Consider the following 11,850-nt stretch of genomic DNA (forward strand, 5'->3'; position numbering starts at 1 on the left):
GCGATTGTCCGGAACGCGTGGGGTGGGCGGACTCCCTGGGATGGGTGAATGCTCAAGTGCCGGCACCCCGGAAGCGGCGACTCCGGCGACGAGCAGGACCGCCTGCTGTCATCCCTCTTCGTGGTGCTGGCCGAAACTAGGGAGTGACATGACCCCAACAATAGTCTAAAAATGACCCTGCGCGCTGTGTCGGTCGGCAGCGGCACGTTCTCGTCCGGACGGGAATGCCTGTTCCACGGAACAGAAATAGGAGATCTTGCATGCGGCCCGAGACCTGCCCGGCCGAAAAGGCCGAGAAGAGCCGTTCCGGCGAGGCAGCAGCCAGTCGCCTCCAGTATTTCCTGCTCGGTCCGCTGGAGGTGATCAGGAACGGGCAGCCGTGCACGCCGGCGGCCCTGAAACGCCGGGTGCTGCTGACCGTGCTGCTGATGTCCGCCAACGAACCGCTGCCGGCGGAGTGCCTCATCGACGCCCTCTGGGACCGCCGGCCCCCGCGTTCGGCGACGGCCACGCTGCAGATGTACGTGTCGGGGCTGCGTCGGATGCTCGACCCGGGCCACGGCGTGGCCGGGCTCGACGCCCGGCGGCATCCGCTGCTGCGCACGGAGCCGTCCGGCTACCGGCTGCTGGTGCGTCCCGGGGAGCTCGACGTCGACCGGTTCGGCGCACTCGCGGCCTTCGGGCGCGGCCACCTGGCCGAGGGCCGCTGCCCGGAGGCCGGGGAGGCGTTCCGCCGGGCGCTCGCCCTTTGGCGGGGGCACGCGGTGGCCGACCTCGACCGCTCCGTCCTGCCGGCCCAGTACACCGTCCGGCTGGAGGAGGAGCGGCTCTCGGTGCTCGGCCAGCGCATCGGCGTGGACATCTGCCAGGGCCGGGGCGCGGAGGTCATCGGCGACCTGGAGGAGCTGTGCGCCCGCTACCCGCTTCGGGAGGCCTTCCATGAGCAGTTGGTGCAGGCCCTGTGCCGGGCGGACCGCCGGGCCGAGGCGCTCGCGGCCTATGCCAGGGCCCGGCGGATCATGGTCGACAACGTCGGCATCGAGCCGGGACCGGCCCTGCGCGCCGCACAGCTGGCGGTGCTGGAGGGACGGACGCCGAGCAGCTCCGGACACCTCCGATGTCGTAGGTCACCGATCCCGTTGCGCCGGTCCTCCCACGGCTGACGCAGCAACAGAGTGAGCTCCGCGCAACCCGGTTCGCCTCAGCCGCCGTCCCGGGCCGTGGCGGCCGACAGCCGCCAGTCGAGCCGGCGGCGGAAGTAGAGCAGCGGCTCGCCGGACCCGAGCGAGCAGTGCTCGACCTCTCCCACCAGGATGGCGTGGTCGCCGTGCTGGAACGAGGCCCGGGTCGCGCAGCGCAGATAGCCGGGCACCCCGAGCAGCCGGGGCACCTCGCCGTCCCAGTCCCACCCGACCCCGGCGAACTTGTCGTCGCCGCGCCCGGCGAAGACCGCCGCCAGCGCCGCGTGCTCGCTCCCCAGCAGATGGACGCCGAAGCCGGCGCCGGCGGCCAGGGCCCGGTAGGTCCGGGCGGTCCTGGCCACGGCCAGCAGCACCGAGGGCGGCTGCACGCTGTAGGAGCAGACCGAGGAGACCAGCAGGCCGCAGGGCGCCCCGTCGGCCTGCCGCGCGCAGACCACGACCACGCCGGAGACGAGCTGCGCCATCGCCTCCCGGAAGGCCTCGGCCAGGCCCGGGCCGCTCCCGGTGCGGTCCTCCGGTCGGACGTCCACGTCCGCGTCCACGTCCGACGGCCTAGGCGTGGGCGCGCTGTGCGGCACGCCGGCAGGAGTCGAGCCGCTCGCGGGCGTCGTCGTCGTCCATCCGGGCGAGGACGGCCTCGAAGTCGGCGGCGGCCTCGTCGAAGCGGCCGGCGGCCTCCAGCACCACGCCCCGGTTGAAGCGGATCTCCGGGGAGTCGCCGAGGTCCACGGCCCGGTCGTAGTCGGCCGCCGCCGTGTCCCGGTCGCCCGCCTCGAAGGCCAGTTCGGCCTTGACCGCCCAGGCCTCGGCCAGCCCGGGGTCGCTGCGCAGCGCGGCGGCGAGGGCCTCGCCGGCCTGGTCGAGCGCGCCCTCCTCGGCCAGCAGCCGTCCCTTGAGGCAGAGCAGCCGGGCGTGGTCGGGCTCCACCGCGAGACCGGCGTCCACTCCGCGCAGCGCGGCCGGGAGGTCGCCCAGGTCGGCGAGGACGACGGCCCGGCTCAGCTGGGCGTCCACGTGCTCGGGCTCCAGTTCGAGGGTGCGGTCGAAGTCGGCGAGCGCTCCGGGGACGTCGCCGAGCTCCAGCCGCGCGTCGCCCCGGTTGTAGTGGGCTTCGGGGAACGGCGGCTCCAACCGCAGGGCCTGCTCGTAGTCGGCGACGGCCTCCTCCGTGCGGCCCAGTTTGCGCAGGATGTTGCCGCGGTTGAAGTAGTGGTCGGAGAAGTCGTCGTCCGCGTCGATGACCACCGCGTAGTCGGCCAGGGCGGCCTCCAGCCGGCCGCTCATGCCGTTGACCTGGGCCCGGTTGTACTGGAGGCCGATCCGGTGCCAGGTGCGTTCGCCCAGGCCGAGCTCCCGGTCCAGGCGTTCCATGCCCTCGTCCAGCAGCCGCAGGGCCTCGTCCGTGCGGCCGGTGCGGGTCTCCACCAGGGCCAGCCCGTTACGGTTGAAGACGGAGAAGAAGGTCCGCTCGCCCGGGTCCTCCAGCAGCGAGGCGATCGCGATGGCCTGGTTGACCCAGGCGCGGGCCTGACCGGGATCGCGCTTCGCCTCGGGGAAGTGCCGGGCGTAGAGCATGCCGGTCTCGTAGGCCAGCTTCATGTGGATGACCGGGTCGGCACTGGTGCGGCGGGCCTCGTCCTGGACCGCCGCGGACTCCTCCGGACGACCGGCGGCGGCCAGCGCGACGGCGGTGTCCCTGGTGAACTCCCACCATTCCGAGGGGTTCTGCCGCGCGTCCACGATGGCCAGGCCGCGTCGGCCGAACTCCACCGCGGCCTGGTAGAAGCCGAGGTACTTGCAGCGGTTCTGGGCCCAGCGCAGGGCCTCGACCCCGGCGCCGCCCGGGTCGCTGCCGCGTTCGAGGTGGTACGGCAGCGCGCCCAGCCGCAGCGAGGGCTCGGCCCCGGCGGCGAGCGACACCTCGGCCGCCCGCAGGTCGTGCAGGGCGGCCCGCTGCGCGGGCTCCAGCCGCGCGTAGGCGGCCAGCCGGTCGGCGTCCTCGTCGGACCCGTCGGCCGCCACCAGCAGTCGCGCGAGGCGCAGGGTCCCGGCGCCGTCGGCCGGGGCCTGCTCCGCGGCCGGGGCGGGCGTCGCGGAGCCGCCGACGAGGTGCACGGCGTGGGCTTCGAGGGACTGCGGCAGCGACGCGCTGAGCGGCCCCGCGGGGTCGGCCAGCGGCTCGGCGTCGGAGAGCAGCACGACGGTCAGCCGCTCGGCGGGCAGCCGGCGCAGCAGCACCGCGAGGAACTCCCGGTCGGTGGCGTCGGCGTGCTGGACGTTGTGCACGACCAGGCTCCGGGGGCCGTCGTCGAGGGCCTCCAGGTAGGCGCCGAGGAAGTCCACCAGGCCGTGGGAGATCCGCAGCGAGTGCAGCCGGGCGGGATAGCGGCTGACCGAGCCGGGACCCTTCGCGGACTGCTCCAGCGGACGCCGGACGACCGGCACCAGCGCCGTCAACTCGGGCGTGCTCTCCTGGATCTCGATACGGTGCCGGAACGCCAGCTCCGGACGGAGCAGCAGCGCGTCCGGGCCGATCAGCCGCAGCAGCGTGCCGACCGCCGTGTAGGGGCCGCGCAGGTTTCGGTGCGCGTCGACGGTGGCGAGCAGCGGCGGCAGGTCCAGGCCGGTCAGCAGTCGGTCACGCTCGGCGCGGTACGGGGCGGAGATCCAGTAGTGGCTGCGCATGACCAGCCTTTCGGTTCAGCGGCTCGCGGTCTCGGGGGTTTCACTGCTCGGGGGTATCGCCGTTCGGCTCTGCGGTGCTCGGCCCTGCGGTGTTCGGCCCTGCGGTGTTCGGCCCTGCGGTGTTCGGTTCGCGCTCCCCCGCCTCAGGCGACGACGTGCTCGGCGCGGACGCGCCGGTTCCGGGCGCGGTCGCGGACGGCGATCCGGATCGGCAGCAGGAACTGGGTCAGCGTCAGGAGCAGGAACACGCAGGCGTCGAGCATGCGGAGCACACCCGTGTGGCCGTCGCCGAAGCGGTCGAAGGACGCGACGATCATCGTCAGGAAGACCGGGGCCAGCGCGAACACGGTGGTGCACAGGCTGACGGAGTAGCCGACGAGGATCAGCCAGGAGTACCAGCGGGCGATCCGCCGGTCGACCGGGTGCCAGTCGGTCTCGTCGATCAGCCGGTCCGGCCTCCGCAGCAGCCGGTTGGCCCGGTTGCGCAGGGTGCGGGTCGCGGCGGTGTGCAGGTCGACGCAGCCCAGCATGGTGGTGATCAGGACGTAGACGTCGGTGCGGATGTAGAAGAAGAACTGCCACAACAGCCTGATGAAGGTGGCGAAGGCGACGCCCAGGCAGACGTGTTCGCCGAGCGACGGCCGGCCGCCGGGATCGCGCAGCGCGTCGGCGGCGATGACCAGCAGCGCGAGGACCAGGACGTCGGCGAGCATGCCCGCGAGGATCGGCAGGTAGCGCCTGCGCCGAGGGACGGCGACCAGACCGTCGAGGGCGGTCTCCACCACCAGGAAGTAGAAGCGGTAGGACATCGAGATCCGGGAGCGCACGCCCAGCCTTCGCGCGGCCAGCGCGTGGAACGCCTCGTGGACGGCGATCAGCGGCACCACGGCGACCAGCAGCACCACGTCGACCACGGAGTAGTAGGAGCTGAACACCATGTCGTGGGAGCGGGGCAGCAGGTCGGGCGAGCGGACCACGAGCACCAGCGCCCAGGCGACCAGGGCCGCGTAGCAGACCCAGGCGGGCACGGAGAAGAGGGCCCGGCCGAGGCGCTGCCAGCGCACCGGGGCGAGCTCGACGGCGGCCTCGCCCTCGGCCCGGAGGAACCCCAGCTCGTCCAGGGCGGCGACGACGTCCTCGACGTCCGCGCTCTCCCCGTACACCGTGCGGTAGCGCTCGGCGGCCTCGGCGACGGTCGCGCCGTCGGCCAGCCAGCGGACCAGTTGGGCGCCGTCCGGCGGGAAGATGGCATAGGAGTCGGTGTCGACCCGGCCGATCGTCACACCCTCGCCGTCCTCCAGGTACACCAGCGGGTGGAGCAGCGGCGGGTCCTGGATGTCGTGGCCGGTTCCGTGGTCCTGCACGGGTCCCTCGTCCTCCGTCGGCGGCGGTCCGCCCCGGACCGGGACGGCAGCGGGTGGGTAGCGGCGCGACCGTGCGGCGTCCGGACTGCTCCGGTCCGTTCACGGACGCGCCGCCACCCCGGTCCCTCAGCGTCGGCCGACGGCCGACCAGGGGACAGGATCAGGCGTTCGGGTACACGTGGCACGCGGCCGTGGTGAGACGGACGGGGCCGGCCTTGCGGATCACGATCTTCTTCATCGCTGGTTCTCCTAACGGTTGGTGCAGACGGATGATGGACATCCCCCAGCCTGCTGAAGTCCGCCAGAACCTGCCCAGACTGCCGCCAAAGCGGCGCGGCGGCGCGGCGGCCGGCGCCCGGCCCTGATCGGCCGGCGGGTCGCCGCCGGGTGGCGCACGAAGCAGATCCAATCGGCCTCTTGACGCTCCTCGGGCGGTGGTGCCAGCATCACGCTAGTCCGATGTTTACGTAAACTTCCCATGCCCGAGCATGCGAATGTTTACGCAACCATCGGACGATGCCCGGCGCCCGCCCGGGTTTCCGGCAAGGCTGGCGACCCCGGCGGCCGGCACGCAGCCCACCACCTACGGAGCACACCACACCATGCCCGTCCTGCAGATCGACGGCGACGCCTTCACCCTCGACGGCAGGCCCTTCCGGATCGTCTCCGGCGGCCTCCACTACTTCCGCGTCCACCCGGACCACTGGGCCGACCGACTGCACAAGGCCCGGCTGATGGGCCTCAACACGGTCGAGACGTACGTCCCGTGGAACCTCCACCAGCCCCGGCCCGACGTCTTCCGGCTCGACGCGGAGCTCGACCTGCCGGCCTTCCTCGACCTCGCCGCGGCCGAGGGCCTGCACGTCCTGCTGCGCCCCGGACCGTACATCTGCGCCGAGTGGGAGGGCGGCGGCCTGCCCTCCTGGCTGCTGGCCGAACCCGGCATCACGCTGCGCAGCCAGGACCCGGGGTACCTCGCCGCCGTGGACAGCTACTTCGCCCGGCTGCTCCCCCCGGTGATCGACCGGCTGGCCACCCGCGGCGGCCCGGTGATCGCCGTCCAGGTGGAGAACGAGTACGGCGCCTACGCCGACGACCCCGCGCACCTGGCCCACCTCGCCGAACTGCTGCGCCGCGAGGGCGTCGACGTGCCGCTCTTCACCTGCGACCAGCCCGCCGACCTCGGCCGCGGTTCGCTCCCCGGCGTGCTCGCCACCGCCAACTTCGGCAGCCACGCGTACGAGGGACTCGCCGCCCTGCGGGCCCACCAGCCCGCCGGCCCGCTGATGTGCACCGAGTTCTGGATCGGCTGGTTCGACCGCTGGGGCGGCCGCCACGTCGTCCGCGACCCCGCCCAGGCCGCCCAGGAGCTGGACGACCTGCTCTCCACCGGCGCTTCGGTGAACCTCTACATGTTCCACGGCGGCACCAGCTTCGGCTTCACCAACGGCGCCAACGACAAGCACACCTACCGGCCCACCGTCACCTCCTACGACTACGACTCGCCGCTCGACGAGGCCGGCGAGCCCACCGAGAAGTACCACGCCTTCCGCAGGGTCATCGCCAAGCACACCCCGGTGCCCGACGAGCCGGCGCCCGGGCCGACCGCGAGGCTCGCCGCCACCCGGGTCGGACTCCCACTGAGCGCCCCGCTGTTCGACAGCCTCCCGGCGCTGGGCGGCGTCGTGCCCTCCGAGCACCCGCTCACCATGGAGCAGCTCGGGCAGGACTTCGGCTACGTCCTCCACGAGACCGTCCTGCCGACGGAGGGACCGGCCCTGCTGGAGCTGGAGGGGGTGCACGACCGGGCCCAGGTCTTCGTCGACGGCCGACCGGCGGGCGTGCTCGAACGCGAGAACCACGAGCACGCGGTCACCCTCACGGCTCCCCGCGCGGGCAGCACCCTGAGCGTGCTGGTGGAGAACCAGGGACGGGTCAACTACGGGCCAGGCATCCACGACCGCAAGGGGCTCACCGGGCCCGCCCGGCTCAACGGCCGCGAGCTCAGCGGCTGGACCAACCGGTCGCTCCCGCTGAGCGACCTGGGCGGACTGGCGTTCACCGCCGTCGAGGGGTTCCCGACCGGGCCGGTCTTCCACCGTGGGACCTTCACCGTCGACCGGCCCGCCGACTCCTTCGTCCACCTGCCCGGCTGGACCAAGGGCAATGTCTGGGTCAACGGCTTCCACCTGGGCCGCTACTGGTCACGCGGCCCCCAGCGCTCCCTCTACCTGCCCGGTCCCGTCCTGCGCCCGGGACCGAACGAGATCACCGTGCTGGAGCTGCACGCCGCGCCCTTCTCCCGCGCCGTCGACCTGCGGCCCGAGCCCGACCTCGGGCCGACCGAGGACTAGTCGGCCGGGGGCCAGTTGCGGAGCAGGACGTCGAGGGCGTCCAGGGTCCGGGTCCAGGTCTCCTGGGTGTCGGGGGCGCTGTGGCTGAAGCCGCCGCCCAGTTCCAGGCTGACGTAGCCGTGGAAGACGCTGCCCAGCAGCCGGACCGCGTGGGTCTGGTCCGGCTCGGCCAGGTCGTAGCCGCGCAGGATCGCCCGGGTCATCCGGGCGTGCCGGACGCCCGCGCTGGCGGCGGCGGTCTCCGGGTCGAGCCGGAACTGGGCGGCCGCGTACCGGCCGGGGTGCTCACGGGCGTAGTCCCGGTAGACGTTGGCGAGGGCGGCGAGCGCGTCCTTGCCGGCCCGGCCGGCCACCGCCTCGGCGGCCCGGTCGGCCATCTCCTCCAGCGCGAGCAGGGCGATCCTGGTCCTCAGGTCCTGCGAGTTCTTCAGGTGCGAGTAGAGGCTGGCGACCTTGACGTCGAACCGCCTGGCCAGCTCGGAGAGGGTCACCCGGTCGAAGCCGATCTCGTCGGCCAGCTCCGCACCCGCCAGGGTGAGCCGCTCCGTGGTCAGTCCTGCGCGCGCGATGGCCCTCCGCCTTCCGTCCGTCCCCGGTTCACCATAAGCGATATTACATTTGCCTAATACCTATAGCCAATTTAGCCTGATCTCCATGAACCCGCTGACCGAACCAGAGATACGTGCCGCCTTCGTCAACTGCACCATGGGTGAGGCGAAGCGGCTCTCCGTCCCGCGCGACCTGGCCGACCGGCCCTGGCCCGACCTGGACTTCCTGGGCTGGCGGGACCCCCAGGCCCCCGACCGCGCCTACCTGGTCACCGAGCTGGACGGCCGGCCGACCGGCCTGGCGCTGCGCTGCCCGAGCGCCGCCTCCTGGCAGACCCGGCGCAGCCTCTGCTCGATGTGCCTGACCGCCCACACCGGCGGCGTCTCGCTGATGGTCGCGCCGAAGGCGGGCAAGGCCGGACGGCAGGGCAACTCGGTCGGCGCCTACATCTGCAGCGACCTCGCCTGCTCGCTGTACGTGCGGGGCGCGAAGGACGCGGGCGTCGGCGCGCGGCTCCCGGAGTCGCTCACCCTGGAGGAGAAGGTCCGGCGGACCGTGGCCAACGTCGCCGCCTTCATCGGCAAGGTGACCGCCTGATCAGCCTCAGGTGACGGTCGCCCGCTGCTGGTGGCGGGGGGCCCGGTGCTCCTGGGCGGTCGTCAGGTCGCGGAGCAGGGTCATCGCCAGCCACAGCTCCCGGTGGGTCAGGTACAGGGCGTTGACCCCGAAGCGCAGCAGGTCGGGTGCGCGCATGTCGCCGACGACGCCGTGCTCGGCCAGCGCCTGGACGACGGCGTAGGCCTCGGGATGGCGCAGCGCGACCTGGCTGCCGCGCCGGTCCGGCTCGCGCGGGGTGACCAGGCTGAAGCCGAGCCCGCCCGGCAAGGTGTCGGCGCAGTCGATCAGGAAGCCGGTCAGCGACAGGCTCTTGGCACGGACCCGGTCCAGGTCGACGCCGTCGAAGGCGGTCAGCGCGGCCTCCAGGGCCAGCAGCGACAGCATCGGCGGCGTGCCGATCCGGGCCCGGCCGATGCCCTCGGCCGGGGTGTAGCCGGCCGTCGGGCCGAAGGGGTCGGCGTGGCCGTTCCAACCGGTCAACGGGTGGTCGAAGGACTCCTGGTGACGGCCGGCGACATAGAGGAACGCCGGGGCGCCGGGGCCGCCGGAGAGGAACTTGTAGCCGCAGCCGACGGCGAGGTCGACGCCCCACTCGTCGAGCCGGAGCGGCACGGCGCCCGCCGCATGGCAGAGGTCCCACAGCATCAGCGCCCCGGCGGCCCGCACCGCCCGGGTGACGGCCGGGACGTCGAAGAGCTCGCCGGTCCGGTAGTCGACCGGGCTGTAGGCCGCCACCGCCACGCCTTCGCCGTGCGTCCGCAGGAAGTCCGGCAGCTCGGCGGGCGGGACGTACCCGACCCGGAGGCCGAACAGCCGGGCGACCGACTCGGCCAGGTACCGGTCGCTGGGGAACTGCCCGGGGTCGGTCAGCAGCAGCGGCCGTCCCGGCCGCATCCTGGCGGCGGCGCAGAGGGCGTTGAACAGCTGGACGCTGGTGGAGTCCCCGGCGACGGTCTGCCCCGGGGCGGCGCCGAGGAGTCGGCCGATCCGGTCGCCCACCCGCAGCGGCGCCGCCCACCACGCCTCCTCGTTCCAGGAGCGGACCAGCCCGCTGCCCCACTGCCGCTGCACCACGTCCGCCATCGCGGGCGGCACGGCGGCCGGCAGCGCGCCGAGCGAGTTGCCGTCCAGGTAGACCAGCCCGTCCGGCAGCAGGAACCGCCGCCGCAGGTCAGCCAGCGGGTCGGCGGCGTCGAGCTCCTCCGCCCGCCGTTCGAGGGCTTCCAGGGTTCCGGAGGCCTCGGGGGTGCGGGCGGCCGAGGGGCCGGGGACAGGAGTGCGCACGTCGGGCTCCTACCGGGAGGGTGGCGCGGCCAGCCGGGCCAGGGTGGCGACGATCTCCCGGGAGGCCGGGGAACCGGGCTCGATCAGGGTGTAGTGGCCGGTGCCGGGCAGGACCAGCAGCTCGGCGTCCCGGTGGGCCGCCGCGTAGTCGGAGAACTGGGCGAGCGGCACCTCCTCGTCCTCGGCGCCGTGCAGCAGCACCGTGCGGACCCCCGTGCTGCCGTGCTCGCGCAGCAGGGTGAGCGGGTCGACCAGCGGCAACCGGGACGCCACCTGGTCGGCCCCGCCCAGCAGTTGGAGGGCCGCGCCGTTGCTGAGGTCGGCCCGGACAGTGGCGGCGAGGTCGGTCACCGGCGCGAGCGCCAGCACGGCGGTCGGCAGGCTGCGGGTGTGCCAGGGCGAGTCCTCGGGCAGCAGCGCGCGGGCGGCGGCCCAGAGCGCGAGGTGGCCGCCGGAACAGTGGCCGGCCAGGGTGTAGGGCCGCCCGGCCGGGATGGTGTCGACGGCCAGGGCGATGTCGTCGAAGGTCTCGGGGTAGCCGCCGGCGCCGCCCGAGCGGCGGAAGCCGGGCAGCACCACGGTGAAGCCCTGCTGTGCCAGATGGGCGGCGTAGGGCGTCAGATGCATCCGGTCGTAGCGCCAGTACCCGCCGTGCAGCAGCACCACCATCGGGGCCTCGGCGCCGTCGCCGTCGACGGCCGGCCAGAGGTCGTAGACCTGCTGGGGGTGCGGGCCGTAGCGGTGGTGCCGGGGTGCCAGCACCGGCTTCAGGCTGAGGACGCGGCGCTCCTCCTCCAGTGCCCCGGGCGAGGGCGACCTGCGGGTCTCGGAACTGCGGGTCTCGGAACTGCGGGTGTCAGGCATGGCTGCGGGCCGTCCAGAGTTCGGGGAACACCGGGCGCACCGACCGCTTCTCCAGCCAGGCGAGGCCGGCCGTGCCGCCGCTGCCGGACCTGGCGCCCATGGCACGGCGGGTGGCCAGCACATGGTCGCCGCGCCAGCGCAGCACCAGCTCGGCCACCTCGGTGAGCAGCTCGGCCAGTCGCACCAGCGGATCGTGCTGCGGCCCGGCGTAGACCAGCCGCCAGGCCTCCTCGACCCCCGGGTCGGGCCGGTAGCCGAGGGTCAGGTCGCGCCGGAGCACCTGCTCCGGCACCGGCAGCCCTCGGCGCTGCAGGTAGCCGAGCACCTCGTCGTAGAGCGACGGGCTGCTCAGCGCCTGCTCCAGTTCGGCGTGGACGGCCGGGTCCCCCCGGTGCGCGTTGACCATGCTCCGGCTCTTGTCGCCGAGCAGGAACTCCAGGTGCCGGTAGGAGGTGGACTGGAAGCCGGACGCGTTGCCGAACGCGGCACGGAAGCCGTTGAACTGAGCCGGCGTCAGCGCGGCGATCGGGGCCCAGCAGCCGTTCAGCGCACGGTGGCTGCGGCAGCTCCGCGCCAGGGCGTCCAGCGCCGCGTCGAAGTCGTCCTTGGCGAAGGCGTCCCTGGCGGTCCGCCACTCATGGACGATCAGGTGGAACCAGAGCTCCATCACCTGGGTGGTGACCAGGAAGGCCGGCTCGTTCGGGTCGTTGGTCAGCGGCCGTTGGAGCGAGCCGAGGAGGGAGGCGTGGACGTAGTCCTCGTACGGCGTCGGCCCGTCGAACTGGAGGAAGGGGCACCCCTCGGAGCCGGCGTCGAGGTCGGGCTCGTCCTGGGGCTGAAGGTCGGGCATGGCACTCCGTAGGTTCGGACGGGTCCGGCCCGGTCGGGCCGGGGACGGCTGACGGTGCGGTGGCCGGAGCCGGGCGCGCG

The 11,850-nt window shown here is 73.5% G+C and carries 10 protein-coding genes; 3 read left to right on the forward strand and 7 right to left on the reverse strand.

The genetic code is table 11. The annotated features are described in order from the left end of the window. Positions 1–260 precede the first annotated feature (260 nt). Positions 261–1,163, forward strand: coding sequence for an AfsR/SARP family transcriptional regulator (locus tag BS75_RS03770; protein ID WP_052069151.1), 903 nt, complete (start codon positions 261–263; stop codon positions 1,161–1,163). Between the two features lie 38 nt (positions 1,164–1,201). Here the strand turns inward: BS75_RS03770 and BS75_RS03775 are convergent, their stop codons facing one another. The 3 genes from BS75_RS03775 to BS75_RS03785 form a co-directional block, all read right to left on the reverse strand. Continuing rightward, complete coding sequence (locus tag BS75_RS03775) at positions 1,202–1,744, reverse strand: flavin reductase family protein (RefSeq protein WP_152645880.1); 543 nt, start codon at positions 1,742–1,744, stop codon at positions 1,202–1,204. A gap of 10 nt (positions 1,745–1,754) precedes the next feature. Beyond that, positions 1,755–3,887: a tetratricopeptide repeat protein gene (locus BS75_RS03780; protein WP_034087177.1), complete on the reverse strand. Its 2,133-nt coding sequence runs from the start codon at positions 3,885–3,887 to the stop codon at positions 1,755–1,757. A gap of 143 nt (positions 3,888–4,030) precedes the next feature. After that, the gene (locus BS75_RS03785) at positions 4,031–5,251 is read right to left on the reverse strand and encodes a hypothetical protein (RefSeq protein ID WP_034087178.1); all 1,221 of its coding nucleotides are present in this window, start codon (positions 5,249–5,251) and stop codon (positions 4,031–4,033) included. A gap of 602 nt (positions 5,252–5,853) precedes the next feature. Between BS75_RS03785 and BS75_RS03790 the strand changes: the two genes are divergently transcribed. Next, positions 5,854–7,605 (forward strand): glycoside hydrolase family 35 protein, encoded by a 1,752-nt coding sequence (locus BS75_RS03790; protein ID WP_034087179.1) that lies wholly within the window; start codon positions 5,854–5,856, stop codon positions 7,603–7,605. On the opposite strand, the gene BS75_RS03795 is transcribed toward BS75_RS03790, so the two are convergent. After that, positions 7,602–8,174: a TetR/AcrR family transcriptional regulator gene (locus BS75_RS03795; RefSeq protein WP_034087180.1), complete on the reverse strand. Its 573-nt coding sequence runs from the start codon at positions 8,172–8,174 to the stop codon at positions 7,602–7,604. The genes BS75_RS03790 and BS75_RS03795 overlap by 4 nt on opposite strands. Before the next feature lie 85 nt (positions 8,175–8,259). On the opposite strand from BS75_RS03795, the gene BS75_RS03800 reads away from it, so the two are divergent. Beyond that, positions 8,260–8,751, forward strand: coding sequence for an FBP domain-containing protein (locus tag BS75_RS03800; RefSeq protein WP_034087181.1), 492 nt, complete (start codon positions 8,260–8,262; stop codon positions 8,749–8,751). A gap of 6 nt (positions 8,752–8,757) precedes the next feature. Here BS75_RS03800 and kynU read toward each other — a convergent pair whose 3' ends face one another. The 3 genes from kynU to BS75_RS03815 form a co-directional block, all read right to left on the reverse strand. Beyond that, the gene (kynU, locus tag BS75_RS03805) at positions 8,758–9,999 is read right to left on the reverse strand and encodes a kynureninase (RefSeq protein ID WP_034092350.1); all 1,242 of its coding nucleotides are present in this window, start codon (positions 9,997–9,999) and stop codon (positions 8,758–8,760) included. Positions 10,000–10,065: 66 nt separating this feature from the next. Continuing rightward, positions 10,066–10,920: an alpha/beta hydrolase family protein gene (locus tag BS75_RS03810; protein WP_231607670.1), complete on the reverse strand. Its 855-nt coding sequence runs from the start codon at positions 10,918–10,920 to the stop codon at positions 10,066–10,068. Next, a complete protein-coding gene (locus tag BS75_RS03815) occupies positions 10,913–11,770 on the reverse strand; it encodes a tryptophan 2,3-dioxygenase (RefSeq protein ID WP_042438084.1) in 858 nt (285 codons plus the stop codon). The genes BS75_RS03810 and BS75_RS03815 overlap by 8 nt, the downstream gene beginning before the upstream one ends. Positions 11,771–11,850: the final 80 nt, after the last annotated feature.

The organism is Streptacidiphilus albus JL83, from assembly GCF_000744705.1.
Classification (GTDB): Bacteria; Actinomycetota; Actinomycetes; order Streptomycetales; family Streptomycetaceae; genus Streptacidiphilus; species Streptacidiphilus albus.